Origin of the sequence: Streptomyces sp. NBC_01166, assembly GCF_045039765.1 — a bacterium.
Classification (GTDB): Bacteria; Actinomycetota; Actinomycetes; order Streptomycetales; family Streptomycetaceae; genus Streptomyces.
Window position 1 is genome coordinate 2,534,491 of record NZ_CP108613.1, and the last position, 25,998, is coordinate 2,560,488.

The 25,998-nt window shown below is 71.8% G+C and carries 26 protein-coding genes and 1 other RNA gene; 11 read left to right on the plus strand and 16 right to left on the minus strand.

Features of this window, described 5'->3' with window-relative positions:
• Nucleotides 1-68: 68 nt before the first annotated feature.
• Nucleotides 69-1,076, plus strand: coding sequence for a Gfo/Idh/MocA family protein (locus OG379_RS11680; protein WP_405661842.1), 1,008 nt, complete (start codon nt 69-71; stop codon nt 1,074-1,076).
• Nucleotides 1,077-1,099: 23 nt separating this feature from the next.
• Here OG379_RS11680 and OG379_RS11685 read toward each other — a convergent pair whose 3' ends face one another.
• The gene (locus OG379_RS11685) at nt 1,100-2,767 is read right to left on the minus strand and encodes an alkaline phosphatase D family protein (RefSeq protein WP_405661844.1); all 1,668 of its coding nucleotides are present in this window, start codon (nt 2,765-2,767) and stop codon (nt 1,100-1,102) included.
• A 142-nt stretch (nt 2,768-2,909) separates the two neighbouring features.
• On the opposite strand from OG379_RS11685, the gene OG379_RS11690 reads away from it, so the two are divergent.
• The 3 genes from OG379_RS11690 (at nt 2,910) to OG379_RS11700 (ending at nt 5,306) form a co-directional block, all read left to right on the plus strand.
• Nucleotides 2,910-3,665, plus strand: coding sequence for an SDR family oxidoreductase (locus tag OG379_RS11690; protein WP_405661846.1), 756 nt, complete (start codon nt 2,910-2,912; stop codon nt 3,663-3,665).
• 157 nt (nt 3,666-3,822) lie between these two features.
• On the plus strand, nt 3,823-4,287 hold the full coding sequence (locus tag OG379_RS11695; RefSeq protein ID WP_393765221.1) for a lamin tail domain-containing protein: 465 nt from the start codon (nt 3,823-3,825) through the stop codon (nt 4,285-4,287).
• Nucleotides 4,288-4,451: 164 nt separating this feature from the next.
• On the plus strand, nt 4,452-5,306 hold the full coding sequence (locus OG379_RS11700; RefSeq protein ID WP_405661848.1) for a PhzF family phenazine biosynthesis protein: 855 nt from the start codon (nt 4,452-4,454) through the stop codon (nt 5,304-5,306).
• 15 nt (nt 5,307-5,321) lie between these two features.
• Here the strand turns inward: OG379_RS11700 and OG379_RS11705 are convergent, their stop codons facing one another.
• The gene (locus OG379_RS11705) at nt 5,322-5,933 is read right to left on the minus strand and encodes a TetR/AcrR family transcriptional regulator (RefSeq protein ID WP_393765225.1); all 612 of its coding nucleotides are present in this window, start codon (nt 5,931-5,933) and stop codon (nt 5,322-5,324) included.
• Nucleotides 5,934-6,070: 137 nt separating this feature from the next.
• On the opposite strand from OG379_RS11705, the gene OG379_RS11710 reads away from it, so the two are divergent.
• Nucleotides 6,071-6,652, plus strand: coding sequence for a GNAT family N-acetyltransferase (locus OG379_RS11710; protein ID WP_405661850.1), 582 nt, complete (start codon nt 6,071-6,073; stop codon nt 6,650-6,652).
• A gap of 79 nt (nt 6,653-6,731) precedes the next feature.
• Nucleotides 6,732-7,634 (plus strand): glycosyltransferase family 2 protein, encoded by a 903-nt coding sequence (locus OG379_RS11715; protein ID WP_393765229.1) that lies wholly within the window; start codon nt 6,732-6,734, stop codon nt 7,632-7,634.
• A 25-nt stretch (nt 7,635-7,659) separates the two neighbouring features.
• Here the strand turns inward: OG379_RS11715 and OG379_RS11720 are convergent, their stop codons facing one another.
• On the minus strand, nt 7,660-8,127 hold the full coding sequence (locus OG379_RS11720) for a GNAT family N-acetyltransferase (RefSeq protein ID WP_405661853.1): 468 nt from the start codon (nt 8,125-8,127) through the stop codon (nt 7,660-7,662).
• A 140-nt stretch (nt 8,128-8,267) separates the two neighbouring features.
• Between OG379_RS11720 and OG379_RS11725 the strand changes: the two genes are divergently transcribed.
• Complete coding sequence (locus OG379_RS11725) at nt 8,268-8,696, plus strand: pyridoxamine 5'-phosphate oxidase family protein (RefSeq protein WP_405661856.1); 429 nt, start codon at nt 8,268-8,270, stop codon at nt 8,694-8,696.
• A gap of 217 nt (nt 8,697-8,913) precedes the next feature.
• Nucleotides 8,914-9,945 (plus strand): 7-epi-alpha-eudesmol synthase, encoded by a 1,032-nt coding sequence (locus OG379_RS11730; protein WP_405661859.1) that lies wholly within the window; start codon nt 8,914-8,916, stop codon nt 9,943-9,945.
• A gap of 53 nt (nt 9,946-9,998) precedes the next feature.
• On the opposite strand, the gene OG379_RS11735 is transcribed toward OG379_RS11730, so the two are convergent.
• From OG379_RS11735 to OG379_RS11755, 5 genes are read right to left on the minus strand one after another with little or no spacing between them, the layout of a single operon-like run.
• Nucleotides 9,999-11,252, minus strand: a complete 1,254-nt coding sequence (locus OG379_RS11735; RefSeq protein ID WP_405661862.1) for a cytochrome P450 — start codon at nt 11,250-11,252, stop codon at nt 9,999-10,001.
• On the minus strand, nt 11,249-11,857 hold the full coding sequence (locus tag OG379_RS11740; RefSeq protein ID WP_362931294.1) for an ATP/GTP-binding protein: 609 nt from the start codon (nt 11,855-11,857) through the stop codon (nt 11,249-11,251). The genes OG379_RS11735 and OG379_RS11740 overlap by 4 nt, the downstream gene beginning before the upstream one ends.
• Complete coding sequence (locus tag OG379_RS11745; protein WP_383567003.1) at nt 11,838-12,209, minus strand: DUF742 domain-containing protein; 372 nt, start codon at nt 12,207-12,209, stop codon at nt 11,838-11,840. The genes OG379_RS11740 and OG379_RS11745 overlap by 20 nt, the downstream gene beginning before the upstream one ends.
• Nucleotides 12,206-12,616 carry a roadblock/LC7 domain-containing protein gene (locus OG379_RS11750; protein WP_356707453.1) on the minus strand — a complete coding sequence of 137 codons (411 nt, stop codon included), beginning with the start codon at nt 12,614-12,616 and terminating at the stop codon, nt 12,206-12,208. Before OG379_RS11750 ends, OG379_RS11745 begins: the two co-directional genes overlap by 4 nt.
• A gap of 5 nt (nt 12,617-12,621) precedes the next feature.
• Complete coding sequence (locus OG379_RS11755) at nt 12,622-14,295, minus strand: ATP-binding protein (protein ID WP_405661866.1); 1,674 nt, start codon at nt 14,293-14,295, stop codon at nt 12,622-12,624.
• 476 nt (nt 14,296-14,771) lie between these two features.
• On the opposite strand from OG379_RS11755, the gene OG379_RS11760 reads away from it, so the two are divergent.
• Nucleotides 14,772-16,112, plus strand: coding sequence for a ricin-type beta-trefoil lectin domain protein (locus OG379_RS11760; protein ID WP_405661868.1), 1,341 nt, complete (start codon nt 14,772-14,774; stop codon nt 16,110-16,112).
• A gap of 64 nt (nt 16,113-16,176) precedes the next feature.
• On the opposite strand, the gene OG379_RS11765 is transcribed toward OG379_RS11760, so the two are convergent.
• From OG379_RS11765 to OG379_RS11780, 4 genes are all read right to left on the minus strand, one after another.
• Nucleotides 16,177-17,424 carry a hypothetical protein gene (locus OG379_RS11765; protein ID WP_405661870.1) on the minus strand — a complete coding sequence of 416 codons (1,248 nt, stop codon included), beginning with the start codon at nt 17,422-17,424 and terminating at the stop codon, nt 16,177-16,179.
• A 235-nt stretch (nt 17,425-17,659) separates the two neighbouring features.
• Nucleotides 17,660-18,059: RNase P RNA component class A (gene rnpB / locus OG379_RS11770), an RNA gene on the minus strand.
• A gap of 18 nt (nt 18,060-18,077) precedes the next feature.
• A complete protein-coding gene (locus OG379_RS11775; protein WP_393765246.1) occupies nt 18,078-18,611 on the minus strand; it encodes a TetR/AcrR family transcriptional regulator in 534 nt (177 codons plus the stop codon).
• Nucleotides 18,612-18,692: 81 nt separating this feature from the next.
• Nucleotides 18,693-20,132 (minus strand): RNB domain-containing ribonuclease, encoded by a 1,440-nt coding sequence (locus tag OG379_RS11780; protein WP_405661874.1) that lies wholly within the window; start codon nt 20,130-20,132, stop codon nt 18,693-18,695.
• A gap of 134 nt (nt 20,133-20,266) precedes the next feature.
• Between OG379_RS11780 and yaaA the strand changes: the two genes are divergently transcribed.
• The gene (gene yaaA / locus OG379_RS11785; protein WP_405661877.1) at nt 20,267-21,067 is read left to right on the plus strand and encodes a peroxide stress protein YaaA; all 801 of its coding nucleotides are present in this window, start codon (nt 20,267-20,269) and stop codon (nt 21,065-21,067) included.
• An 83-nt stretch (nt 21,068-21,150) separates the two neighbouring features.
• A complete protein-coding gene (gene eda, locus OG379_RS11790; RefSeq protein ID WP_405661880.1) occupies nt 21,151-21,798 on the plus strand; it encodes a bifunctional 4-hydroxy-2-oxoglutarate aldolase/2-dehydro-3-deoxy-phosphogluconate aldolase in 648 nt (215 codons plus the stop codon).
• 6 nt (nt 21,799-21,804) lie between these two features.
• Here the strand turns inward: eda and OG379_RS11795 are convergent, their stop codons facing one another.
• The 4 genes from OG379_RS11795 to OG379_RS11810 form a co-directional block, all read right to left on the minus strand.
• Nucleotides 21,805-23,067, minus strand: coding sequence for a bifunctional RNase H/acid phosphatase (locus tag OG379_RS11795; protein WP_405661882.1), 1,263 nt, complete (start codon nt 23,065-23,067; stop codon nt 21,805-21,807).
• A complete protein-coding gene (locus tag OG379_RS11800; RefSeq protein WP_393765290.1) occupies nt 23,067-23,810 on the minus strand; it encodes a zinc ribbon domain-containing protein in 744 nt (247 codons plus the stop codon). The genes OG379_RS11795 and OG379_RS11800 overlap by 1 nt, the downstream gene beginning before the upstream one ends.
• Nucleotides 23,807-24,643, minus strand: a complete 837-nt coding sequence (locus OG379_RS11805; RefSeq protein ID WP_393765256.1) for a Nif3-like dinuclear metal center hexameric protein — start codon at nt 24,641-24,643, stop codon at nt 23,807-23,809. The genes OG379_RS11800 and OG379_RS11805 overlap by 4 nt, the downstream gene beginning before the upstream one ends.
• 131 nt (nt 24,644-24,774) lie before the next feature.
• Nucleotides 24,775-25,815 carry an ABC transporter substrate-binding protein gene (locus OG379_RS11810; protein WP_405661884.1) on the minus strand — a complete coding sequence of 347 codons (1,041 nt, stop codon included), beginning with the start codon at nt 25,813-25,815 and terminating at the stop codon, nt 24,775-24,777.
• Nucleotides 25,816-25,998: the final 183 nt, after the last annotated feature.

Sequence of the window (25,998 nt, forward strand, 5' to 3'; positions counted from 1 at the left end):
TGAATCCACATCTATGCTCTCAGCTCATCCGTAGTGGTCGATACCTTTTTGCGTGGGAGCGGGCGGGCATGAGTGGGACTGTGCGTTGGGGTGTACTGGCGACGGGCGGCATAGCCGCGACCTTCACCGGGGATCTGCTGGCGATGGAGGACTCCGGGGCCGAGGTCGTGGCCGTCGCGTCCCGGAGCGAGGCCTCCGCGAAGGCGTTCGCCGACCGGTTCGGGATCGAGCGGGCGTACGGCAGCTGGGCGGAGCTGGTCGCCGACGACACCGTCGACGTCGTCTACGTCGCCACCCCGCACTCGGCGCACCGGGAGGCGGCCGGGCTCGCTCTGCGGGCCGGCAAGCACGTGCTGTGCGAGAAGGCGTTCACGCTCAACGAGCGTGAGGCGCGGGAGCTGGTGGATCTGGCCCGGGAGCGCGGTCTGTTCCTGATGGAAGCCATGTGGACGTACTGCAATCCGCTCATCCGCCGGATGACCGAGCTGGTGGCGGACGGCGCGATCGGCGAGATCCGCACGGTGCAGGCCGACTTCGGCTTCGCGGGCGACTTCGGCGCCGAACACCGGCTGCGCGATCCGGCGCTGGGCGGCGGCGCGCTGCTGGACCTCGGGGTCTACCCGGTGTCGTTCGCGCAGCTGCTGCTGGGCGAGCCGGACCGGGTGCAGGCGGACGCTCTGCTGTCCCCGGAGGGCGTCGACCTGAACACCGGGATGCTGCTGGGCTGGGACTCGGGTGCCACGGCGCTGCTGAGCTGCTCGATCGTGGGGAACCTGCCGACCACCGCGTCGGTCACCGGCACGGCGGGACGCATCGACTTCCCGCAGGGCTTCTTCCACCCGGAGCACTTCCTCCTCCACCGGGCGGGCCGGGAGCCCGAGAAGGTCGCCACGGGTCCGGGCCCCAAGGGCCTGACGGGCATGCAGTACGAGGCGGCCGAGGTGACGCGCGCGCTGCTGGCCGGCGAGAAGGAGTCCCCGCTGGTGCCCCTCGAGGGCTCCCTCGCCGTGATGCGGACGCTCGACGCGGTACGTGACCGTGTCGGCGTCCGCTACCCCGCGGACGAGCGCGCCTGACCTCGTGCGGGGCCGGGGCCGGGTTACGCGGGGGTGAGCCCCGGGTTCCCGGCCTCGGTCACGAAGGAGGCGGCCGTGGTGACCGGCGCGCCGGGCGTGGTGACCGCCGACACCGTACGGAAGTCGGCACGCGCCTGCTCCGTGCCGAGGGTGACCAGCGCGTAGCCGCGGCGGCCGTTGTAGAACTTCATGTGCGGGTTGGCCTGGGTCAGGTTGTTCCAGTTGGCCGGCTTCTCGGAGCCGTCCTTGCCGCTGGCGATCGAGGTGGCCACGACCTCCGTGCCGACGGTCCGGGACGCCGGGTCGTCGAAGTCCTTCTTGAGGTCGAAGGCGTAACCGACGTGCACGTCGCCGGTCAGGACCATCAGGTTCTCGATCCCGGCGGCCTCCGCACCGTCCATGACGCGCTGCCGGGAGGCCGGGTAGCCGTCCCACGAGTCCATGGACAGCTTGTAGGCGTCGGTCGGCACGTCACGCCGCTGGGCGAAGGTGACCTGCTGCGGCACGACGTTCCACCGGGCGTCCGAGGTCTTCCAGCCGTCGAGCAGCCAGCGCTCCTGGGCGGCTCCCGTCATGGTGCGCGACGGGTCCTCGGACTCCGGTCCGGGGACCTTCCAGCCGTCGCCGTACGCCTGGTTGCTGCGGTACTGACGGGTGTCGAGGATGTCGAACTGGGCGAGCCGCCCGAAGCGCAGCCGGCGGTAGAGCCGCATGTCGGGGCCGGTGGGGCGCTGCGGCGTGCGCAGCGGCTGGTTCTCCCAGTACGCGCGGTAGGCGGCGGCCCTGCGCAGCAGGAACTCCTCCGGGGGGACGCTGTTCTCCGGGGTGTCGCCCGCGTAGTTGTTCTCGGTCTCGTGGTCGTCCCAGGTGACGACGAAGGGGTGCGCGGCGTGGGCGGCGCGCAGGTCCGGGTCGGACTTGTAGAGGCCGTACCGCATGCGGTAGTCCTCCAGCGTCAGCGTCTCCCGGTTGTAGTGGTCCGGCAGGACGCGGTCGGTGTAGTTGCGGGCGCCGCCGACGGCGGTGACGGCGTACTCGTAGAGGTAGTCGCCGAGGTGGAAGACCACGTCGACGTCCTCGTCCGCGAGGTGCTGGTAGGCGGTGAAGTAGCCGTCGTGGTAGGCCTGGCAGGAGACGGCGGCCAGGGTCAGGGAGCTGTTGCGGGCGCCCCGGGCGGGTGCGGTGCGGGTGCGGCCGGTGGGGCTGGTCCAGCTGCCGGCACGGAAGCGGTAGTAGAAGTTCCGGTCGGAGTCGAGGCCGTCCACGTCCACATGGACGCTGTGCCCGAATTCCGGGTGGGCGGTGGCGGCTCCCCGCCTGACGACCCGCCGGAAGCGCTCGTCGCGGGCGATCTCCCAGCGGACCTCGACGCGCCGGGCCGGCAGCCCGCCGTCGGCCTCGTACGGGCGGGGCGCGAGTCTCGTCCACAGGAGGACGGATTCCGGCAGCGGGTCCCCGGACGCCACCCCCAGGCTGAACGGGTCCTCCGTGATCCTCCGCGCGTCGAGCTCGGCCGCCGCCGCCGTGCCCGCACCGGGCAGGTCGACCGCGAAGGCCAGTGCCGCGGCGGCACCGGTGACGGTGAGGAAACGGCGGCGGCCCACACCGGATCCGAGCCGCTGCGCGGCGAGGCGCAGTTCGGCGGAATGGCCGTGCTGGCCGGGCGTCCTGCTGATCTGTGCGGGTGTCATATGCCCCTCCCCTGCCGGATGTTGTCAGAGGCATTGGAGTGCTGGGCGACGACCGGCCGTTGGCGGGTACACAACATCCTTATGGCGGTGTGATGAGCACCGGGTGCCGGCCGCCGCGAAACCTCCCGTACGCTGCCGGGCCATGAACGCTGAGCAGAGAATCGCTGTCGTCACAGGTGCGGGATCGGGGATCGGCAGGGCCGTCGCTGTCACCCTTACGGGTGCGGGCTGGACGGTGGCCCTGGCGGGCCGGCGGGCCGCCGCCCTGGAGGAGACCGCCGCCGCGGCCGGCCCGGGCGCCACGGTGTGCCTGCCCACCGACGTGAGCGACCCGGACGGGGTGGCGGCGCTCTTCGCCTCCGTACGCGACCGCTTCGGCAGGCTGGACCTGCTCTTCAACAACGCGGGCACGTTCGGGCCGCGCGCGACGCCCGTCGAGGACCTCGCGTACGAGGACTGGCGGACGGTGGTGGACGTCAATCTGACGGGGACGTTCCTGTGCGCACAGGCGGCGTACCGCCTGATGAGGGAGCAGGACCCGCAGGGCGGCCGGATCATCAACAACGGCTCGATCTCGGCCCACGCGCCGCGCCCGCACTCCATCGCCTACACGGCGACGAAGCACGCGGTGACCGGCCTGACGAAGTCGCTCTCGCTGGACGGACGGCCCTACCGGATCGCCTGCGGGCAGATCGACATCGGCAACGCGGCCACCGACATGACGGAGCGGATGAGCACGGGGATCCTCCAGGCCAACGGCGAGGTCGCCGCCGAGCCGGTCATGGCGGCGGACGACGTGGCCCGGACGGTCCTTCACATGGCGGAGCTCCCGCTGGAGGCCAATGTGCAGTTCGCGACGGTACTGGCGACGGCGATGCCGTACGTCGGCCGAGGCTGATCCACTCAGGTCCACCCGAATCCACGCTTGCCCGGACCGCGCCGGAACTCGCTCCCGAATGACAGAGTTTGCGAGTTTCCCTCTCCGCGTCCGGGCAAGCGCGTGCTGCACGTATGCTGCTGACCTTCACCGGATGCACACAGAAGGACCACAAAGCATGCGCATACGCACCGCCGCGCCCCTCGCCCTGGCCGCCGCCACCGCCCTGGCCGGCTCGCTCCTCGCCACGGCCCCGGCCTCGGCGGCCTCCCACCAGGGCGGTCTGCACCTCGGCAAGATCCAGTACGACAGCCCCGGCAAGGACACCCGGACGAACACGTCCCTGGTCGCCGAGTACGTGGACATCCACAACAACGGCAAGTCCAAGCTGCAGCTCAAGGGCTACAAGCTGAAGGACAACACCGGCTACACGTACACCTTCCCGAGCTTCAGCGTCGCCGCCGGGAAGACGGTCCGGGTCCACACCGGCAAGGGCAAGAACTCCGCGGCCCACGTGTACTGGAACCGTGGCTCGTACGTCTGGAACAACACCGGCGACAAGGCCCGGCTGATCAAGCCGAGCGGTGCGCTCCTGGACTCCTGCTCCTGGGGGAAGGGCACCGGCGTGAAGGTCTGCCACTGACCACAGTGAAGAAGGGGTCGCCGCGGCCGGGGGGTCCGCCGAGCGGCCGGGGGTGGCGGTCCGGGGGGTCAGGACCCCGGGCCGCCACCCCGTGGAACCGTGTGCAGGCGCTTCGACGGCCGCCGGCGGGAATGCGCGGCCGCGTCCCCGGGTTGAGGTGCGGCATGAGTTCACACACCGCCGCCGACGTCCTCCGCTACACCGCGTTCTCCGCCGATCCCGGCGGAGGCAACCCGGCAGGGATCGTCCTGGACGCCTCCGCGCTCGACGACGCGGCGATGCTCGCGGTGGCGGCGGAGCTGGGCTACAGCGAGTCGGCGTTCCTCACCTCGCCGGACGGCCGCGGCGGGTACACCGTCCGCTACTTCAGCCCGAAGGCCGAAGTCCCCTTCTGCGGCCATGCCACGGTGGCCGCCGCCATCGCGCTCGCCGAGCGGGACGGCCCGGGCGATCTGGTGTTCTCCACCCCCGCCGGCACGGTCCCGGTCACCGTCGTCCGCGAGGGCGACGAGCTTCGCGCCACCCTCACCAGCGTCGAGCCGCACACCACGGACGCCGCCCCCGAGGACGTGGCGGAGGCCCTGGCCGCCCTGGACTGGTCCGTCGCCGAGCTGGACGCCGCGCTGCCGGCCCGCATCGCCTACGCGGGCGCCCGCCACCTGGTGCTGGCCGCCGCGACCCGGGAGCGGCTGGCGGAGCTCTCGTACGACTTCGCCCGGCTGGAAGCCCTCATGCAGCGGCTCGATCTGACGACGGTTCAGCTGGTGTGGCGGGAGTCCGCCACGGTCTTCCACGTCCGCGACCCGTTCCCGGTCGGCGGCGTCGTCGAGGACCCGGCCACCGGTGCGGCGGCCGCGGCGTTCGGTGCGTACGCCCGCGAGCTCGGCCTCGTCCCGCACGACGCCGTCCTCACCCTGCATCAGGGCGCCGACATGGGCCGCCCCGGCACCCTCACCGTCGAACTGAGGCCGGGCGACGCACGGATCAGGGTGTCCGGGACGGGGACCCGTATCGGCTGAGTCCCTGAGCGGGGCTCAGCTCACGTACACGCCCGCCCGCGCCGCCACCACCGCCGCCTCGGCCGCACGGTCGGCGACCGCCTCGTCGAGGGGGTCGCCGCTGGCCAGCAACCGGTAGTAGAGGGGCGCCGACACCGCCCGGATCACCTCGCGGGCGTCGGTGCCCCGGGGCAGTTCACCCCGCTCGACCGCCGCGTCGACGCAGCCGGCCCACTCCTCGATGCGTACGGCGTAGAAGCGGTGCAGGGCCTCGGCCGTCCGGGCGTCGCACGTCGCCGCCGCGACGACGGCGGTGAAGAGGGGGCCCTGGCGCGCGTCGGTCAGCGTGCGCAGCACCAGCCGTGCGTTGGACCGGAGGTCCTCGTCCAGGGAGCCCGTGTCCGTACGCGGGACCGACTGCTCCGCCATCTCCGTCAGCAGGTCGGCGACCAGTCCCGCCGTGGTGGACCAGCGCCGGTAGACCGTCGTCTTGCCGACCTCGGCGCGGCGGGCCACGTCCGCGAGGTCGAGCCCGTCGAAGCCGTGCTCGACCAGCGCGTCACCGGCCGCGCGCAGCACGGCCTCCCGCACCCGGGCCGTACGACCGCCGGGTCTGACCGTGCCCGGCTCCACATCTCCTGCGTCCACGAAAGGCCTCCACTTCCGTCACCGGCCCGCGCCAGAAGACAGTACACACTAACGGGAACACAGGGCCGTTAGCCATCGGAGGTCCGCCGGGTGAGTCGGGCCCGGGTGGCGGGACGCGGGCGCGGCAGGATGACGGCATGGCACCACCGCTGACCGTTCCCAGCATGACCGCCGGAGCCGACTTCGTCCTGCGCCCCTGGGAGATGAGCGATCTGCCCCTCGTCCGGGAGGCGGCGGAGGACGACTACATCCCGCTGGTCACCACGATCCCCACGCCGTACTCCGACGAGGCGGCCGAGGCCTACGTCAGGCGTCAGTGGGACCGGGCAGCCGACGGGGAGGGATATCCGTTCACCATCGCGCGCACCCGGGACAGGCGGCCGGTCGGCTCCATCGGGCTCTGGCTCGCGGACGCGGACGCGGGCCGGGCGACCCTCGGCTACTGGATGACTGCCCCGGGCCGTGGCCAGGGCGTCGCGGGAGCGGCCCTGCGCACGGTCACCACCTGGGCCCTGCACGAGCTGGGCATCCCCCGGGTGCAGCTTCTCATCGAACCCTGGAACTCGGCCTCGGTGCGGACCGCCGAGAGCGCCGGCTACCGGCGCGAGGGTCTGCTGCGCGGCTGGCAGGAGATCGGGGGCCGGCGCCGGGACATGCTGATGTACGCCCGGCTGAACGGCGACCGCCCTTCCGATGACCGGTCACCCACCGCGAGCTGAACACGAGACGTTACGATCACGGGCACCGCGGCGGTGCCGCGATACCGCAAGCCACCGACGTCCCCGGGAGAGCCGAGCCTTGTCCGAACCGCGTATCGGCGTATCCATCGTGACCATGGGAGACCGCCCGCAGCAGGTCGAGGCGCTGCTGGCTTCGGTGGCCATGCAGGACGCGCGCCCCTCCCGCGTGGTCGTCGTGGGCAACGGCTCGCCGCTCCCCGACTACAGCTCCTTCCCCGGTCTGACGGGGCTGGCCGGCGGCGTGACCATGCTCGAACTCGACGAGAACCTCGGCTGCCCCGGCGGCCGCAACGAGGCCCTGGAGGCGCTCGCCGCCTTCGGCGACGTGGACGTGGTCATCGAGCTGGACGACGACGGCCTCCTGGTGGACAAGGACGTGTTCCGCAGGGTCCAGGAGCTGTACGCCGCGGACCCGCGTCTCGGGATCGTCGGCTTCCGCATCGCCGACGAACACGGCGAGACCCAGCGCCGGCACGTGCCGCGTCTCCGCGCCAAGGACCCGATGCGCCGCGGCCAGGTCACCGCCTTCCTCGGCGGCGGCCACGCGCTCTCCATGAAGATGCTCGCCGAGACCGGCCCCTGGCCGGCCGAGTTCTTCTTCACCCACGAGGAGACGGACCTGTCGTGGCGGGCGCTCGACGCGGGCTGGAAGATCCTCTACGAGCCCGGACTGCTGCTCCAGCACCCCAAGACGTCCCCGGCCCGCCACGCGGTCTACTACCGCATGACCGCCCGCAACCGCGTCTGGCTGGCCCGCCGCAACCTGCCCCTGCCCCTGGTCCCCGCCTACCTCGGCACCTGGATCCTGCTCACCGCGGCCCGCACCCGCTCGGCGAGCGGCCTGCGCGCCTGGGCGGCCGGCTTCGCCGAGGGGGTGCGCACCGAGTGCGGCGAACGGAACCCGATGCACTGGCGCACGGTGTGGCGGATGACGCGCCTGGGCCGCCCGCCCCTCGTCTGACCGCTCGGCCCCGGCCGGCCGCCGCTCAGCCGACGGCCGTCCACCGGTACAGCACGTCCGGCTCGTTCTCCTCGTTGCGTGCGCCGTCGTCGTACGCCTCGGCGACGAAACCGTGCCGCTCGTAGAAGGCACGCGCGGCGGAGTTGCGCTGGAAGGTGTACAGACTGAGCACGCCGCGCGAGGCCTCCTTCACCCGTTCCAGAAGCAGCGTCCCGACGCCGCGCCGCAGGATGTCGGGCCGCAGATAGAGCTGGTCGAGCTCGTCCCCGTCCAGCGAGGCGAATCCGAGCAGCTCCCCCTCCTCCCCCTCGGCCACCCACGCCCTGCAGCCGGGCAGCACGACATGGGTGATCCACGCGAGCGTGTCCTCGTCGCTGTGCACCCGCGGCAGGTACGGCAGCTCGGCGGCCCGTGAGGCCAGGAAGACCCGGGTCATCGCCTCCGCGTCCCCGGCGGTCGCCGCCCGCAGCCGTACGGATGTGTTCTGGTCCATGCTCCGCTCCCCCGTATCGGTGAACGCACAGATATAGCAGGGGTGTCGGCCGGAACGGCGGGTTCCGCCGCCGCACCGGGGCAAGCGTTGCATAATGCCGCCTTGAGGCACCACCAACCGCCCTACCGAGGAGTCCAGCCATGGCTTTGACCCGCACCGAGCGTGAACAGTTCCTGGCCGAACCTCATATCGGCGCCCTGGCCGTGGACGCGGCCGAGGAGGGGCGGGCCCCGCTCACCGTGCCGATCTGGTACCAGTACGCACCCGGCGGCGACCTGTGGATCATGACCGGGCGCGACTCCCGCAAGGGGGCCGCCATCGCCCGGGCGGGCCGCTTCAGCATCATGGCGGACCGCCTCACGCCGACCATCCGCTACGTCTCCGTCGAAGGCCCGGTCGTCGCCACGCTCCCCGCCACCCGCGAGCAGCTGGTGGAGATGTCCTCGCGTTACCTCCCGGCCGAGAAGGTCGAGGGTTACGTCGACTTCGCCTGGAAGGAGCACGGCGCACAGGTGGTCATCCACATGCGCCCCCAGCACTGGCTCAGCTCGGATCTGGGCCAGGTCTGAGCCTGCGGCGCACGGGCGTGGAGGCGATCGTTCCGGAAGATCTCCTTCGAAGCGATCTTGCGGCATAGATCGTTTAGGGTCTGGGCAGCATGAGGGCGCACATGATGAGCCATCAATTTGTGGCTCAAAACGTGCACTTCAAGTCAATGGGCGTCATTTTCGATCGCCCGGTCACGGGGCGGGGGCCTGTGAACTGTCTCAAGAGAGGACCCGCCACATGCCGCAGGACGTCACATTCGACCTCCCCTTCAAGACGCCGGTGAGCGAACACCTGGCGTACGCGCGGGAGCACCACCTGCGCTGGGTGTGGGAGATGGGCCTGGTGCGCAGCCAGGCCGGCTTCGAGGAGTACCAGTCCTGGGACCTGCCGCAGGCGGCGGCGCGTACGTACCCCTACGCCTCGGCCGAGGACATGGTCGTCCTGATGAACTGGTTCTCCCTGGCCTTTCTCTTCGACGACCAGTTCGACTCCGGGAGCCCGGACCGCGCCGACCGCATAGCGGAGGTCGCGCGGGAGCTGATAGCCACACCACTGCGCCCCGCCGGGACGCCTCCCCGCGTGCTCTGCCCCATCACCCTGGCCTGGGCCCAGGTGTGGGCCCGTCTTTCGGACGGCATGTCCCTGACCTGGCGGACGCGGTTCGCCGCCTCCTGGGGGCGCTTCCTCGTGGCCCACACCGAGGAGGTCGACCTGGCGGCCGAAGGCCGTGCGGGAACACTCGGGATCGAGGAGTACGCGGAGTTCCGCCGTCGCACGGTGGGCATCCACCACAGCATCGACGCGGGTGAGCGCAGCCGCGGCTTCGAGGTGCCGGCGCAGGTGCAGGCGCACCCGCTGATGGTCAGGATGCGGGACCTCGCCGCGGACACGATCGGCTTCATGAACGACATCCACTCCTTCGAGCGCGAGAAGCGCCGGGGGGACGGTCACAACCTCATCGCCGTCCTGCACCGGGAGCGCGGCTGCACCTGGGAGGAGGCCGCCGCCGAGGCGTACCGGATGACGAGGGCGTGCCTCGACGAGTACCTCGCGCTCGAGACGCATGTCCCGGGGATGTGTGAGGCGCTCAGCCTCCGCCCCGAGGAGCGGGCCCAGGTCCGGATGGGCGTGGAAGCCATCCAGCACTGGATCAACGGCAACTACGAGTGGGCGCTGACCTCGGGCCGGTACGCCGCCGCGAAGGAGGGTCCGGCCGCCACGGCGGAGCTGGCGGGCCGGGGATCGCTGGACGATCTGCTCACCGTCTGACACACGCGTACCGCCCGGCCGGAGGATCCGGCCGGGCGGTACGCGGGGCGCGGTCAGACCGCGGTGAACTCGACCGGGAGGGTGTCCAGACGCGCTTCCCAGGTGGAGGCGGTCGAGGTGAGTTCGTCGGCGGGTACGGACAGACGCAGTCCGGGCAGCCGGTGCAGCAGGGTGTCGACGGCGGTCTCGATGATCGCCTGGCCGATGTTCTGGGCGGGGCATTCGTGCGGACCGCCGCTGAACGCGAGGTGCGACTGGTTGCCGTGTACGGAGACACCCGAGTCGGGACGGATGTCCGGGTCGAGGTTGCCCGCGGCCAGCCCGAGCACCAGCAGGTCGCCCTCCTTGATCTGCGTACCGCCCAGCTCGACGTCCGCGGTGGCGAAACGCCCCGGGAGGACCGCCAGCGGCGGGGTGCTCCACATGACTTCCTCGACGACCTCGGAGACGGCCCGCTGGCCGCTGACGAGCCCCGAGAGACGGGCGGGGTCGGTGAAGACCGCCTCCAGCACCCGGGCCAGCAGGTTGCTGGTCGTGGTGTGCGCGGTGATCAGCACCAGACGCAGATGGCTGAGGATCTCGCCCTCGTCGAGTCCGGCGTCGTGCGCGAGCAGCCCGGTGGTGAAGTCGGGCCCGGGTTCGAGGCGCTTGCGCTCGGCCAGCTCTCCCAGGATCTCCATGATGCGGTCGTTGTGCGCGAGCGCGTCCGGACCGCCCTTGATGACCTGGGCACAGGAGACCGCCAGGCTGCGGCCCTCGGCGGCCGGGAGCCCGAACAGCCGCGTGAGCACGAGCATCGGCAGGTACTCGGCGTACTCACCCACCAGGTCGGCACTGCCCTTCCCGGCGAACGCGTCGATCTGCTTGTTCGCGAAGTGCGTGACATGGCGCCGGATACCGCGCCCCGCCAGGGTGTCCAGGTTGTCGGTGACGGCCCTGCGCAGCCTGCGGTGCGGTTCACCGTCCTGGGAGACGCAGTCCGGACGCCAGCCGAGCATCTGCATAAGCGGCGAGGTGTCCTCGACCTCCCCCTCCTTCCAGTCCCGCCAGATGCGCGAGTCCCGGCTGAACTGGAGGGGGTTGTCGAGCACGCGCCGGCTCTCGCGGTAGCCGAGGACCAGCCAGGCGCGGACGTCCCCCTCCAGGAGCACCGGCGCCACGGCTCCGTGTTCCTTGCGCAGCCGTCCGTAGATGCCCTGCGGGTCGATCGCCGCGTCCGGACCGTACAGCCGGGTCAGGTCGTCGGCGCCGCCGTGCATGACGGGGCAGCCCCGGGCGGATTCCCCGTCGGCCGGGTGGTCGGTCATCGGGGCTCCAGAGCGACGGCGGAGCGTGCCTTGAGGTGACGTATCAGCGCGATCAGCACGTCCCGGCTGGAGTTCCGGTCACGGGCGTCGCAGGTCACGACCGGCGTGTGCTCCGGAATGTCCAGGGCGTCCCGTATCTCCTCGACCGGATGGTCCTTGGAGTCGGGGAACACGTTCAGGGCGATGACGAAGGGCACGTCCTGCCGCTCCATCTCCTCGATGGCACGGAAGCTGGAGGCGAGCCGGCGGGTGTCCACCAGGACGACCGCCCCGAGGGCGCCCTTGAACAGGCCGTTCCACAGGAACCAGAACCGCTCCTGTCCCGGGGTCCCGAACAGGTACAGCACCAGCTCCTCGTTGATGCCGATCTTGCCGAAGTCGAGGCTGACGGTGGTCTCCTGCTTGTCCGCCACCCCGATCAGGTCGTCGACGTCCACGCTGGCCTGGGTCAGCGTCTCCTCGGTGGTGAGGGGCTTGATGTCGCTGACCGAGCGCACCAGGGTGGTTTTCCCGGTGCCGAAACCACCGGCGATCATCACCTTCACCGAGCGGGTGCCGCCTCCCGCCGTCTGCCGGTCGGGATGGTCAAAGCCTTTGAAGTCCACTGAGTACCTCCTCAAGGAGCGCGAGGTCGGGCCCGCGGCCGGCTCCTGACGCCGGGATGGGATCACGGGCTTCGACGCGGCCTGCGTCCAGCAGATCGGCCAGGAGCACCGCGAGAATGTTGAAGGGCAGTCCGAGGTGGGCGCCGAGTTCGGCCACCGACAGCGGATCGCGGCAGCGCCGGAGTATCTCCTCGTGCTCGTGCTGCAGACCGGTCCCGGCTGCGGCACGGGAGATGATGAGTGTCGCCACGTCCAGGGTCGACGCCGAACCACCCGGTCCGCTGCGCCCCCCGGTGAGGACGTAGTAGCGCTCGAGACCGGGCGGGTCCGTGGGCCGGCGGGGACCACTCATCCAGGATTCTCCTCCAGGCGCGGACTCGTGCCGAGGAGCTCACCCATCCTCCGCGCCAGATCCCTCATCTGATGGCCGAGCAGGCCCTGGTCGAGCCCTTCCCTGGCCAGCACCCCGAGGTACGTCTCCACACCGGCCCGCACCACGAAGAGATGGCCGCCGTCGACCTCGATCATCGCCAGGCGGAGCTGTCCCGCGTACGTGGGGAATTGCTCGGCCACCGGCTGCGCGAGCGCCTGCAGCCCCGCGACCACGGCGGCGAAGCGGTCCACGTCGTCGGGGTCGTCGGCGCCGTAGGAGGTGATGGCCTTGCCGTCGCTGGAGGCCACGAGGGCGAAACGTATCTCCCGGATGCTCTCCGTGAGATCGCGGAGCGCCCAGCTCACGTCTGTTCCCTGTTGCGTCATGTGGACTAGTCGCTCTCTTCAGTGCGGTTGGACTCACGGCCGGCAGTCGTCTCGCGGGCGCCCGGGTCGGCATCCGCGGTCGTCGCCCCTGGTGGCGCGCTTTCGCGCCCGGCCGTGGCGAAGGCGGCGAGGCCGGCGAACGAGGCGTCCGGCGGCACCGCGACCACGGACTCCGTGGTCCGGTCGGTTCCGCCCGGCCTGGCCGTCGGCGTGTCCGCCCGCCTGCTCCTGCGGCGCGGCAGGCCGCCGGGCGTGGTCTCCATGGCGTCGATGGCTTCGGTGCTTTCCACGGGCACGGCGGCCCGGGCCGGCTCGGGGACCGGCTCGGCCCTCTCCACGGCGGGCCTGGCCGGCTCGGTGACGGGGGCGGACAGATGGCTGAAGTACTTGTGGGGAACCACCACGACCACCGAGGTACCGAGCCACGGCGAGTCCGCGAAGGTGACCCGGATGCCGTAGCGGCGCGCGAGGGCGCCCACCACGCGCAGGCCGAGGTTGGCGTCCTCCGAGATGCCGCCCAGGCCGGGACCCTGCGAGGTACCCGCGATGGCCTGCTCCGCCTCGCGCTTGCGCTCGTCGCTCAGGCCCTTGCCCGCGTCCTGGATCTCGATGCCGACGCCGTTGGGCACCTCCTTGCCGGAGACGACCACGGGCTCGGTGGGCGGCGAGTAGCGCGCCGCGTTGTCGAGGAGGTGCGCGAAGATCAGCGTGAGGTGGTCCACCAGACCGCCGTCGACGCCGAGTTCGGGCAGATGACGCACCTGGATGCGGTTGAAGTCCTTGATGCGTCCGATGCCGCCGCGGACCACGCTGAGCAGTCGCTGCGGCTCCTGCCACTGGCGTCCGGGCCGGTCCGATCCACCGAGTACGCCGATGCTGGCGGCGAGACAGTCGGCGGGGCCGATCTCCTGGTCCAGCTCCATGAGGCCCTGGGCCACGGCGGGCAGCCGCCCGTGTTCGCCCTGCATCTCGTGGAGCCTGCCGCGCAGCCGGCCTGTCAGCACGTGGATACGGCTGCCGATGCCGACCACGGCCTGCTCGGCCGACGTGGAGCGGTTCAGCTCCTCCTCCACGGCGAGCAGCGCGGTCCGCTGGACCTTGCGCAGTGCGGCGCGCATCTCCGGGCTCGCGTCGGCCTCCTGTGCGGCCTCGGCCAGGATGTCGTCGATGGCCTCGCCGTCCCGGAGCCGCGCGACGGCTTCGGGGAGGTGGCTGTCGCCGAGCCTGACGACGACGGCCTGCTGGAGCGCGAGCCGCTCCTCCGTCGCGCGGGCCCGGTCGGCGATGCCGGCCTCGTACGCCTGGGTGTGCTCCGCGAGCCGGGCCTCGAAGGTGGCCGCCTGCTCGCCCAGCTGCGCCTCCAGGGCGGAGCGCTCGGCCGCGAATCTCTGTTCCCGGCCCCGCACATCCGCGTACAGCTGCTGGGAGTGCTCGGCCTGGGCCGAGCGGAATTCGTCGTTCGCGCGGCCGAGCCGGGCCCGGGTCCGCACGAGGAGCCGTACACAGACCGCGCCGGCGACGGTGACCGCGGCACCCGCGAACGTCGCGGGTATCTGGACCTCATCGGGTCCCGCCACTGCGGTGACGACGGTTCCGGCTCCTAAGGCCAGCGGCATCAGCCACCAGCCGTACCAGGCGACCGGTGTACGTGCCACCGGGGGTGGAGTGGCAAGTTCCATCTGCATCCTTCGAGAGCAAAACAATCGAACAGGGGGGAGTCGCGCACACGCCGCAACGCCGCACGCGGAGCGGGCAGCGCGGCGGCGGCCGAGTGAGTTCGAGTCAACTCGCCGCGCCGCAGGGGAGCCTATCGGGTTACGGACGCAAGTGATCAACTCCCCTCCGCATACCGGAAGGTATGAGATCGGCCTCTGGCCGGAAGACGACTGCGACCGTGACGCCGGTGCGGATGAAGGCGTCGGCAAGGGGTACGAAGCGGAGGAGGCGCGGACGGGTCCGCCCCGGGTGGGAAAGCCGCCGAATGACCGGAAAGGGCCTCAGGTGCCGGACGGCGGCTCTTCAGCCGTTCCACGGACGGGAGTTCGGGAGGGCAGACGGGCGGGGAAGAAGGGGCAGATTCCCCGCACCCCTCCGGGCATCCGGTCTGCCCCTGGGCCTGCTGACACGGGAACGGCCACGGCCCTACCGTCAACTGGTGGATCTATGGACTTCTTTGGAACCCGCGTCGACCACGGTGGATCCGGGCAGCAGTACGACCGTCCGGCTGCGGCTGCGGAACACCGGCGACGTCGTCGACGAGTACCGCTTCGAGCCCGTAGGCGGCATCGCCCCCTGGATGACCGTGGAACCGCAGACGGTCCGGCTCTATCCGGGTACGACCGCGACGGTGGAGCTGACGATCGCGCCGCCCCGCACTCCCGACGCGACGGCCGGGGCGAATCCGTACGCGGTGCGGATCACACCGACCGAGCACCCTGAGGCCACCACGGTCCCCGAGGGCAACGTCACGATCACCCCGTTCACCGAGCTCAGGGCCGAACTGGTCCCTCCCACGGTCAAGGGGCGTTTCCGGGCACGGCCCAAGCTGGCCGTCGACAACCTCGGGAACACCAAGCTCACCGCGTCGGTCAGCGGGAGCGACAACGGGGACTCCCTCTCGTACGACATCCGTCCGGGCAGCATCCAGGTCGAGCCGGGCCGTGCCGTCTTCGTCGACGCGACGCTGAAGCCCCGGCAGATCACCTGGTTCGGGTCGAAGGAACAACGGCCCTACACGCTGGCCGTCCAGAGGTCCGGGGCGCAGCCGGTCGATGTGGACGGCACCTACGTCCAGCGAGGGTTCCTGCCGGGGTGGCTCGCCACGGCACTCGGTATCGCCCTGGCCCTCGCCATCACGTTCGTCGTCATCTGGCTCGCCTACAAGCCGCAGGTACGCAGTCTCGCCACGGAGAAGGTCGCCGACTCCCCGGTCAGCGCCCTGCCGCCGTCCGCACCGCCCCCGGCCCAGCCGTCGACGCAGGCCGAATCCAAGGCGCCTTCTCCGGATCCCACACCGGAGAAGGAGGACTCCGGCGCGGGCGCGACGGAGGAGCCTCCCGCCGGCGGCGGCGCGGAGACCGAGCAACCGCCCGCCCCGGCCCCGGGTTCCCACATCATCAGCAAGTCCGCCGGCCTCTGCATCGAAGCCACGGGCCAGGTGAACGGCGAGGCCAGGGACGGCACGCATCTGACGGTCTGGAACTGCAAGGAGAGGGCCAACCAGAAGTGGGAGTTCCTCGGCGACGGCACCGTTCGCTCACTCGGCATGTGCATGGACGTGGCCTGGGGTGCCAAGGAGGACGGCACCGTGATCCAGCTCGCCCGGTGCAGCGGCAACCCGGCCCAGCAGTTCGTGCTGAGCGGCGAGGGGGACCTGGTCAATCCGCAGGCGAACAAGTGCGTGGACGCGAAGGACGGCGGCCGCGCCGACGGGGACGTACTGCGGCTGTGGACGTGCGCCGGAGTGCCTCATCAGAAGTGGCGGACCGAGGGCTGACCCGCGCGGCCCGCACCGCCCCGTCGCATGAACGGCGGTGCGGTGCGGGGCGGTTGCCGCCGGGTCACCAGTTCTTGTGCTGGACCTCGCCGAGGTCGCAGAAGGTGCAGCCGGGGCTCAGGAAGTCCTGCGTGCGGCGGAATTCCTCGTCGGCCAGGTGCCATCGGAGCCAGGCCGTGATGATGTGCTGGCCGTTGCGCGTGGCGAGGATGTGGTCGGTGCCGTCGAGGACGTCGAGCCACACCGGCACATCGGTGTTGGTGTAGTCGCGTCGTACGTTCTCGGTGGCGAAGTCCTCGTCACCGCCGATGTACAGGGCCGGATTGCGGAGGCTGTCGGGGCCGTTGCCGTCGAAGGAGCCGCCGGCCACGTGGACGGTCGTTTCCAGCCGCGGCTCGTCGGCCACGTCGAACGTGCCGATCGATCCGCGGGAATGGCCCCCGAAGGCCACCTCGGACAGGTCGAGGTGTGTGTACAGCGGACTGCTCGGGGCGGCGTTCTGGTCCTCCAGCCAGTCGAGGGCGTCGACCATGTAGTCACCGCTGCTGGACGAGACCTCGCTGTAGACGACGAATCCGTGCGAGGCCCACTGGCGCAGCATGTCCTCGTAGTCGGCGGGGTCGGATCCCGCGCCCGGGCCCCAGACGAAGACCGGGTGGCCCACACCGTCCCGTCCGGCGTCGGCCGGCCGGACCAGCCATCCGTCGTCGCCCGGGCCCGCGGATTCGTCGACGGTCACCGCGTACGGACCGGGCTCGGTGACGTCGTCCACCGGAGGCAGGGATCCGGCCGGAGGTTCGGTCGGGCCTCCGCCGTTCTCGGCTTCGACGAGCACGTCGTCCACGGTCAGCGTCTCCAGGAGACTGTTGGCGTTCAGTGAGAACCGAAGCCGCAGGTCACCGCCGTCGACCGCTGCCGGCAGGGGGAACGACACCGCGCCCGTGGCGGTGCGCGCCGATTCCAGTGCGGTGAACGGGGCGCCGTCGACGGAGTAGGCCACGGTGAAGGCCTCCCCGAGGTCCAGTCCTGAGGCCGCCCGGGTGTAGGACAGCGTCACGTCGCTCTGCCCGGTCAGGTCGACGGGCGCGGACACCAGGGCCGGACCGGAACCCGGCGACCCGCTCAGCCGGGCGCCGTAGGTGCCGGTCCTGACGGAACCGGAGGCGGTGAAGGTGCCGAGCCCGTCGGAGAAGTCCTCGCTGTAGACCGCGGTGGCGGCGGACGCGGGAGCCGCGGCCATACCCGTGGTCACGGTCAGGACGCCGACGGCCGCGACGCCGATCAACCGCAGGTGCCCTCTGGTACGAGACATGGATGGATCCCTTCTGGCCGCGCCGGCCGGCTGCGTCGGCGCACCCGTGTCGGTCGGGCGGGTGATGCCTGGTTCCGATGACCGAAGTGCGTACCGGCATCGGCTCATGCCGATTGAAGCGGGCATCGGGAAGGAAGGAATCCGTGAAATCACCGGGCCGGCCCACCGCCTGGGACCGGAAAGGGCCTCCGACGCGAGTCGGAGGCCCTTTCCACGGCGATGCCGAAGCTGCCGGCAGACGAGTCGGGCTGTACGCCGGGTTCTGTCGCCCGGTCGCCTCGCGGCGGCCGGGGAGACGGCCATCCATCTAGGACCGGCATTGCTGCCGGTCTCGTGCGGTCTACCCGCGAACTCGGGCGGGCAGCCCTCGGACGTTCGCGCAGGAGCACCGGGGTGCTCCCTCTTGACCTTGCTCCGGGTGGGGTTTACCTAGCCGCCTGAGTCGCCTCAGACGCTGGTGGTCTCTTACACCACCGTTTCACCCTTACCGAGGACCGAGGTCCCCGGCGGTCTGTTTTCTGTGGCACTGTCCCGCGGGTCACCCCGGGTGGCCGTTAGCCATCACCCTGCCCTGTGGAGCCCGGACGTTCCTCGGGAGGATCCGGGGATCCTCACGCGGCCGTCCGCCCGGCTCGTCTGCCGTGGTGACCATGCTACCCGGCGGGGCCGGCGGTGAAGGCCGCGATGCCGGCCTCCCAGGCCGCCGAGAGGTCGGCGCCCGGGGGGAAGCGGCCGTTGAGCTCCAGGACCACCATTCCGTGGGCGAAGGCCCAGGCCGCCCGGGCCCGGTCCTCGTCGCCCCCGGCGGCACGGAACAGCGGGGCCGCCGCAGCGTCCGCCGCCCCCGTGGCGGGGAGGGTGCGGCCCATGGTGAGGAGGTAGAGGTGCGGGTGGGCCAGGGCGTAGGTGCGGTAGGCGGTGGCGAGCGCGGAGAAGGAGCCCGGGGCCGCCGCCTCGGCTGCCGCCAGGACCCCGGCGGTCTCCCGGAGCATCTCGGTGGCCAGGGCCCCGACCACGGAGGACTTGTCCGGGAAGTGCTTGTACAGGGACGGCGCCTTGACGCCCACCCGGTCCGCCAGCCGGCGCATGGTGAGCGCTTCGGGGCCCTCCGCCTCCAGCAGGACGCGTGCGGCGGCGATGATCTGCCGGGGTCGGCCGGCCGCGGGGGCGGTGGCGAGGTCAGTCACGCATGAGACCTTCCCTGGTACGGAGTCGCTACGCAGTCCGCAGCCGAGGACGTGATCGTACGAGATGCGGACAAGCCGCCCTCACTCGGGCGCGAACAGCACCTTCGACGAGCCGGGGTCGGCCTGGACGAGGCGGACCCGCAGCCGTTCGCCGAGGGGGAGCGGGCCTTCGGACTCGATCCGGGCGACGATCGCCGGGTCCTCGATGTGGACGGTGCCGACGGCCGGTCCGTCGTCCTTGACGTCGATCACGTAACCGTCGAAGACTTCTCCGACCTTGTCCCCGAGCAGCGCCGCCTCGACGAGGTCGACGCATTCGCGCTCCACGGTGTTCGCGCGGCGGGTGCCCCCGGCCATCTCCTTCGGCAGTCCGGGCAGCGCCTGGAGCACCCATTCCGGCGGCTGCCGTCCGGCGACCGCGGCGAGGCACAGCTCGGCGGCGTAGCGGTCGACCAGGCGGCGCAGCGGCGCGGTGCAGTGGGTGTAGAGCTCGGCGACGGCGGCGTGCACGGCGGGGGTGGGGAGGTCTCCGTGTTCGAAGACGGAGTAGCCGGCGCCGCGCAGGAGCGTGGTGCACTCCTGGAGGAACGCCGCGTGGCTGCTCTTCGAGGGGTCCAGGGAGCGCACCACTTCGGCGTACGGGACGTGGTGCGGCCAGTCGATGTGCAGGGCTTCGGCGGAGCGCCTGAGCCGGGCGACGGCGCCGTCCGGGGCGACCGGCAGCGTGCGGAGGATGCCGGTGCCCGAGTCCCGCATGAGCCCCGCGGCCGCCATGCCCGTGAGCAGGGAGATCTGGGCGTTCCAGCCGTCGGCGGGCACGGGCGCGCGGTAGTCGAGGTCGTAGCCGCCGTCACGTTCGACGATCTCCTGCTCGGGCACGTCGAGCGAGATGCCGCCCCGGGCGATCTCCTGCTGTTCGCGCAGCATGCCGATGTCCTTGAGCAGGGCGAGGGGCTCCTCGGCCGTTCCGGCGTCGATCTGCCGCTGGACCCCTGCGTAGTCGAGCTTCGCGCGGCTGCGTACGAGGGCGCGGCGCACCTCGGCGGCGACCGTACGGCCCTCCGTGTCGAGGTCGATCCGCCAGAGGGCGGCGGCCCGGGTCTCGCCCGGGAGGAGGCTGGCGGCTCCCTCGGAGAGCACCGGCGGGTGCAGGGGGATCCTGCCGTCGGGGAAGTACAGGGTCGTCACCCGGCGGTGGGCCTCGGTGTCCAGTTCGCCGCCGGGGCGGACGAAGGCGGCTACGTCGGCGATGGCGTAGAGCACGCGGAAGCCGTGCGGACGCCGTTCCAGGTGCATCGCCTGGTCGAGGTCGGTGGAGGCCGGCGGGTCGATCGTGAAGAACGGCAGGTCCGTGGCGTCCAGGTGGCCGGAGACGTCCGGGGCCTTCGCCGCCTCCGCCGCTTCGGCGAGGACGGCGGGCGGGAAGGCCGTGGGCAGGCCTAGCTCAGTGCGTAGGGCGCGCAGGGCCGCCCGCAGCGGGGTGCCGTCTGCGCCGGTCATGTGGAGGTGGCGACGGGGCATGCCATCGAGCGTAGGCCGGGGCGGTGGGGTCGGCATCCCGGTCTCCGGGGCGGGCTCCGGGTGGACCGGCCCGTACCCTTGCCGGGGGCTCCCACGCGCCGCGGAGCCCTGTGCCGCGTGTGAAGGAGAACCCCGTGCTCGTGCTGTTGCCGCCCTCCGAAGGTAAGGCCGCTTCGGGGCGCGGGGCACCGCTGAAGCCGGAGTCCCTGTCCCTGCCGGGCCTCGCCGACGCCCGGGCCGCGGTCCTCGACGAACTGGTCGAGCTGTCGATGGCGGACGAGGAGAAGGCCCGTGAGGTACTGGGCCTGAGCGAGGGGCTGCGCGGCGAGATCGCGAAGAACGCGGAGCTGCGCACGGCCGGGGCGCGGCCCGCCGGGGAGATCTACACCGGGGTGCTGTACGACGCCCTCGGCCTGGCCTCGCTGGACGCGGCGGCCAAGCGGCGTGCCGGGAAGTCGCTGCTGGTCTTCTCCGGGCTGTGGGGCGCGGTGCGGGTGGGCGACCGCATCCCCTCGTACCGCTGCTCGATGGGGGTGAAGCTGCCGGGCCTGGGAGCCCTGAACGCGTACTGGCGCGCCCCCATGGCGTCGGTCATGCCGGAGGCGGCCGGGGAGGGGCTGGTCCTGGACCTGCGCTCGTCCGCGTACGCCACGGCGTGGAAGCCCTCGGGCGAGGTCGCGGAGCGCACGGCGAGTGTGCGGGTGCTCCAGTCCCAGCTGGTGGACGGGGTGGAGAAGCGGTCCGTGGTCAGCCACTTCAACAAGGCGACCAAGGGCCGGATGGTCCGCGATCTGCTGCTGGCCGGGGCCGCCCCGAAGAGCCCGGCGGAGCTGGTGGAGGCGCTGCGCGACCTCGGATACGTGGTGGAGGCGCTGGCCCCGGAGCGTGCGGGGCGGCCGTGGGCGCTCGACGTGGTGGTCACCGAGATCCACTGATCCACCGCCTGCCCGCAGCGGAGGCGTTGCAGCATGCGCAACGCGCGTTGCGCAGTGTGCGGTTCTCGCGGCAGGATGGCCCCATGACCTCCTCCGTGCCCGCCGCCGTGTCCGCCTCCGTCCTGGACCTCGCCCCCGTCGTCCCCGTCGTCGTGCTGGAGGACGCGGCCGACGCGGTGCCGCTGGCGCGCGCGCTCGTGGCGGGCGGGCTGCCGGCGATCGAGGTCACGCTGCGGACGGCCGCCGCACTCGACTCGATCCGTACGATCGCCGCGGAGGTTCCCGACGCCGTGGTCGGCGCCGGCACGGTGATCTCCCCGGCCCACGTGACCGGGACCGTCGCGGCCGGAGCGCGCTTCCTGGTCAGCCCCGGCTGGACGGACGCCCTGCTGGACGCGATGAAGGCGTCGGGTGTGCCGTTCCTGCCGGGCGTCTCGACGACGTCCGAGGTCGTCGCGCTGCTGGAGCGCGGGGTCACGGAGATGAAGTTCTTCCCCGCCGAGGCCGCGGGCGGCACCGCCTATCTGAAGGCGCTGGCGTCCCCGCTCCCCCAGGCCCGGTTCTGCCCGACGGGCGGCGTCTCGCTCGCCTCCGCGCCGTCCTATCTGGCACTGCCCAACGTGGGCTGTGTGGGTGGCAGTTGGATGGTCCCGGGCGACGCGGTGGCGGCGAAGGACTGGGCGCGCGTGGAGCGGCTGGCCGCCGAGGCGTCGGCGCTCGGCGGTCGCTGAACCGTACTACCGCAGGTGCGAGGTGTCGTTGAGGAGCCTCAGCGACGGGTTCCCGTCCGCGTAGTACGCCACCGTCGAGACGGACGCGGGCGAGAGCTCCATGCGGAACAGCGATTCGGGCGGTGCGCCCAGCGCGAGCCGGACCAGGGTCTTGATCGGGGTGACGTGCGTGACCAGGAGCGCCGTGCGGCCCGCGTAACGGGCGATCAGCCGGTCGCGTGTCACGGACACCCGCTCAGCCACCTCGGCGAAGCTCTCGCCGCCGCCCGTGGGCGCCGCGTCGGGGGACGCCAGCCAGGCGGTGAGGTCGGAGCCGTGACGCTCCCGCACCTCGCCGAACGTGAGCCCCTCCCAGACCCCGAAGTCCGTCTCGCGCAGGCCTTCCTCGATACGGACCTGAAGGCCGAGCCTGGCCGCCACGGCCTCCGCCGTCTCACGGCAGCGCCGCAGCGGGGAGCTCACGACCTCCTGGACGGTGCCCCGGGCGGCGAACGCCTCCGCCGCGCACGCGGCCTGGTGGCGGCCGGTCTCCGAGAGCTCCGGGTCGCTGCCACCGCTCCCCGAGAACCGCTTCTCGGGGGTGAGGGCCGTCTCGCCGTGGCGGAGCAGGATGAAGGTGGCGGGCGCGCCCAGGTCGGGTGCGCTCCCCCAGCCCACCTGCGGGGTCGCGGACGCGCTCTGCGGAGCCGCCTCCGAGGGGCGGGCGGCCGCCATCGCGGCGCGGACCCTCGCCGCCCCCGCCGCCGCGTCGCCGGGCGGTCCTGACCGGGGCGGCGGATCCGGGACCACCAGTGTGCGCACCGTCTCCACGTCGGCCGTCGAGGCCGCGGGGTCCCACCGCTCGCCCCGTTTGCCCGCGTCCATCGCCTCGTTGGCGAGCCGGTCGGCGTGCTTGTTCTCCGCGCGCGGGATCCACTCGTACGTGACCGAGGAGGCGGGCAGGACACGCCCGGCCTCGGCGGCGAGCGGCTTCATGTCGGGGTGCTTGATCTTCCAGCGGCCCGACATCTGCTCGACCACCAGCTTGGAGTCCATCCGGACACGGACCTGCACGTCCGTGTCCGGGAAGAGCTCCTTCACCGCCTTCAGGCCGGCGATCAGGCCCTTGTACTCGGCGACGTTGTTCGTCGCGACGCCGATGTACTCGGCCTTCTCGGCGAGGGTGTGGCCGTCGGCCGGGTCGACGACGACAGCGCCGTAACCCGCGGGCCCCGGGTTGCCCCGGGAGCCACCGTCGGCCTCGACGACCAGCTGGCGGGGAGCGGACATTACAGGCCCGACTCCGAGGTGCGGACGAGGATGCGGTGGCAGTTCTCGCAGCGCAGCACGGTGTCGGGGGACGCGGCCTTCACGTCGTTGACCTCGGTGATGTTCAGCTCCAGGCGGCAGCCCTCGCAGCGGCGCTGGTAGAGCCGTGCGGCGCCGACGCCGCCCTGCTGGGCGCGCAGCTTGTCGTACAGCTTGAGCAGGTCTGCGGGGACGGCACCCGCGACGACCTCGCGGTCCTTGGCCACGGTGGCGGCCTCGGCGTCGAGCTCCTGGGAGGCTGCTTCCCGGCGGGCGGTCGCGTCGTCGACCTTGGCCTGCACCGCGCTCACGCGCTCGGTCAGTTCGGCGACGCGCTCCTGGGCGGACTCGCGGCGCTCCATGATCTCGAGGACGACGTCCTCCAGGTCGCCCTGGCGCTTGGCCAGCGAGGTGATCTCACGCTGGAGGCTCTCCAGGTCCTTCGGCGAGGAGACCGCGCCGGAGTCGAGCCGCTGCTGGTCGCGGACGGCGCGCTGACGCACCTGGTCGACGTCCTGCTCCGCCTTGGTCTGCTCGCGGGTGGTGTCGCTCTCCTCGGTCTGCGAGGCGACGAGCAGGTCGCGGAGCTGCGCGAGGTCGCTGTTGAGCGACTCCAGCTCGGCGTGCTCGGGCAGCGAGGTGCGCTTGTGGGAGAGCTGCGACAGACGTACGTCGAGTGCCTGGACTTCGAGGAGTCGGATCTGGTCGGCGGGCGCGGCGTTCAGTTGGGGGCTCCAGAAGAGTGGTGGGTGGTCCAGGGGTCGGTGACCTGCTTCGAGACATGGACCCGCAGGTCCCATCCGTGGCGGTCGGAAATTGCGTCGAGCTGCGCGGCGGCCTGCTCGCACCAGGGCCATTCGGTGGCCCAGTGCGCGGCGTCGACGAGGCCGAGCGGCGAGTGCTGGACGGCCTCGGAGGCCGGGTGGTGGCGCAGGTCCGCGGTGAGGAAGGCGTCCACACCGGCTGCGCGTACGGCGTCGAAGAGGCTGTCGCCGGAGCCGCCGCTCACCGCGACCCGGCGCACGGGTGCGTCGGGGTCGCCGGCCAGCCGGACACCCTGCGCGGTGGCGGGCAGCCGGGCGGCCGCGCGGGCGGCGAAGTCGCGGAGGGTCTCGGGGTGGTCGAGCTCGCAGATCCGGCCGAGCCCGCGGCGTCCGCCGGGGTCGGTGGGGTCCGGCACGAGGGGGCCGGTGACCCGCAGGTCCAGGGCGCCCGCGAGGGCGTCGGACACCCCGGGGTCGGCGGTGTCGGCGTTGGTGTGCGCGACGTGCAGGGCGATGTCGTGCTTGATGAGCCCGTGCACGACCCGGCCCTTGAAGGTGGAGGCCGCGACCGTCGTCGTACCGCGCAGATAGAGCGGGTGGTGGGTGACGATCAGCTGGGCGCCGAGGGTGCGGGCCTCATCGGCGATCTGCTCGACGGGGTCGACGGCGAAGAGGACCCGGTCGATCTCCGCTCCGGGATCACCGCAGACCGTGCCGACGGCGTCCCATCCTTCGGCCCGCTCGGGAGGCCAGAGGGCGTCGAGCTCGGCGATGACTTCAGACAGACGGGGCACGTAGGAAAGGCTACCTGTCCGCCGTGGCCCGGCGCCCCTGGCCGCCGGGGCCCGTGCAGCGGGACCGGCGGCCAGGGGCGAATCGTTACAGGGCGAGGCCGTTCGCCGTCACTCGACGAGGCCGTTCGCCGTCACTTGACGAGGTCGGCGCGGAGGTCGTCGAGGACCAGGTTCGCGGAGGTGACTCCGAGGCCCAGGTACCAGGTCTCGTCGGAGACGTCCTTCGCCTGGCCGGCCTTCACCGCGGCGAGGTTCTTCCACAGCGGGTTGGCACGGGCGGTGTCGCGCTCGGTGGCCTTCGCGTCCCCGTAGACGCCGGTGAAGATCCAGTCGGCGTCCGCCTGGTCCATGTTCTCGGAGCTGATCTCCGCGGCGAGGTCGTCGATCTGCTGGTTCTTCGGCCGCGGCAGACCCACGTCCTGAAGGATCGTGCCGATGAAGGAGGCCTTGGCGTAGAGCCGGATCTTGTCCGGCATGTAGCGGACCATGGAGACGGTCGGCTTGTCCGGGCCGATGTCCGCGCCGAGCTTCTTCGCCTTCGCCTCGTAGGCCGCGAGCTCGGACTCCGCCTTCGCGGTCCTGTCGAGCGCGGCGGCGTTCAGGAGGTAGTTCTCCTTCCAGGTGAACCCCGGGCGGATGGAGAAGACGGTCGGCGCGATCTTCGAGAGCTCGTCGTACTTGTCCGCCGCGCGCAGCTGGCTGCCGAGGATCAGGTCCGGCTTCAGACCGGCGATCGCCTCCAGGTTGAGGCTGTTGATCGTCCCGACGCTCGCCGGGTTCCCCGCCTCCTTCTTCAGGTACGACGGGATGGCGTCGTCACCCTCGGACGGGGCGTAGCCGACGGGCTTCACACCGAGCGAGACGACGTTGTCGAACTCGCCGACGTCCAGCACGACCACGCGCTTCGGCGCGGCTTCGAGCTCGGTGGTGCCCATGGCGTGGGTGAGCGTACGGGGGAACTCACCGGCTTCCGCGTCGGTCCCGTACGCCGCCGTCTTCTTCGCGGCGTCGGCGAAGTCCTTGCCTCCCGTGGCGACGGCCGCCTTCTTGTCTCCGCCCGTGTCGCCGCCCGCCGCCCCGCCGGCCGTGTCGTCGCCGCCGCACGCCGAGAGGGAGAGGGCGGCCGCCACCGCGAGACCGATCGCGGCGGTGCCGCGGCGCCTGAAGGACATGTTCTGCTCCAGTTCGGGACATACACAGGAAATTCTTAGGGAAGGCTCACCTTAGCCCGCAGGGAATCAGCAGCACAGCCACCCCCGGCTCCGCAGGCAAACGGGGACATCGGCACCCTTATGTGTGAAGTGGCGTGGCTCGTGTTGTCCGGTGGGGAGTGCGAAACCTAGCTTCGGTTGCCG

Excerpts from the sequence above, each read along its gene's own strand:
- OG379_RS11755 (WP_405661866.1), bottom strand. The coding sequence starts at position 14,295 with ATGGAACTTGCCACTCCACCCCCGGTGGCACGTACACCGGTCGCCTGG.
- OG379_RS11695 (WP_393765221.1), top strand. The coding sequence starts at position 3,823 with ATGCGCATACGCACCGCCGCGCCCCTCGCCCTGGCCGCCGCCACCGCC.
- OG379_RS11690 (WP_405661846.1), top strand. The coding sequence starts at position 2,910 with ATGAACGCTGAGCAGAGAATCGCTGTCGTCACAGGTGCGGGATCGGGG.
- OG379_RS11750 (WP_356707453.1), bottom strand. The coding sequence starts at position 12,616 with ATGACGCAACAGGGAACAGACGTGAGCTGGGCGCTCCGCGATCTCACG.
- OG379_RS11710 (WP_405661850.1), top strand. The coding sequence starts at position 6,071 with ATGGCACCACCGCTGACCGTTCCCAGCATGACCGCCGGAGCCGACTTC.
- OG379_RS11730 (WP_405661859.1), top strand. The coding sequence starts at position 8,914 with ATGCCGCAGGACGTCACATTCGACCTCCCCTTCAAGACGCCGGTGAGC.
- OG379_RS11720 (WP_405661853.1), bottom strand. The coding sequence starts at position 8,127 with ATGGACCAGAACACATCCGTACGGCTGCGGGCGGCGACCGCCGGGGAC.
- OG379_RS11725 (WP_405661856.1), top strand. The coding sequence starts at position 8,268 with ATGGCTTTGACCCGCACCGAGCGTGAACAGTTCCTGGCCGAACCTCAT.
- OG379_RS11700 (WP_405661848.1), top strand. The coding sequence starts at position 4,452 with ATGAGTTCACACACCGCCGCCGACGTCCTCCGCTACACCGCGTTCTCC.
- eda (WP_405661880.1), top strand. The coding sequence starts at position 21,151 with ATGACCTCCTCCGTGCCCGCCGCCGTGTCCGCCTCCGTCCTGGACCTC.
- OG379_RS11780 (WP_405661874.1), bottom strand. The coding sequence starts at position 20,132 with ATGCCCCGTCGCCACCTCCACATGACCGGCGCAGACGGCACCCCGCTG.
- OG379_RS11745 (WP_383567003.1), bottom strand. The coding sequence starts at position 12,209 with ATGAGTGGTCCCCGCCGGCCCACGGACCCGCCCGGTCTCGAGCGCTAC.
- OG379_RS11765 (WP_405661870.1), bottom strand. The coding sequence starts at position 17,424 with ATGTCTCGTACCAGAGGGCACCTGCGGTTGATCGGCGTCGCGGCCGTC.
- OG379_RS11735 (WP_405661862.1), bottom strand. The coding sequence starts at position 11,252 with ATGACCGACCACCCGGCCGACGGGGAATCCGCCCGGGGCTGCCCCGTC.
- OG379_RS11810 (WP_405661884.1), bottom strand. The coding sequence starts at position 25,815 with ATGTCCTTCAGGCGCCGCGGCACCGCCGCGATCGGTCTCGCGGTGGCG.
- OG379_RS11680 (WP_405661842.1), top strand. The coding sequence starts at position 69 with ATGAGTGGGACTGTGCGTTGGGGTGTACTGGCGACGGGCGGCATAGCC.
- OG379_RS11795 (WP_405661882.1), bottom strand. The coding sequence starts at position 23,067 with ATGTCCGCTCCCCGCCAGCTGGTCGTCGAGGCCGACGGTGGCTCCCGG.
- OG379_RS11685 (WP_405661844.1), bottom strand. The coding sequence starts at position 2,767 with ATGACACCCGCACAGATCAGCAGGACGCCCGGCCAGCACGGCCATTCC.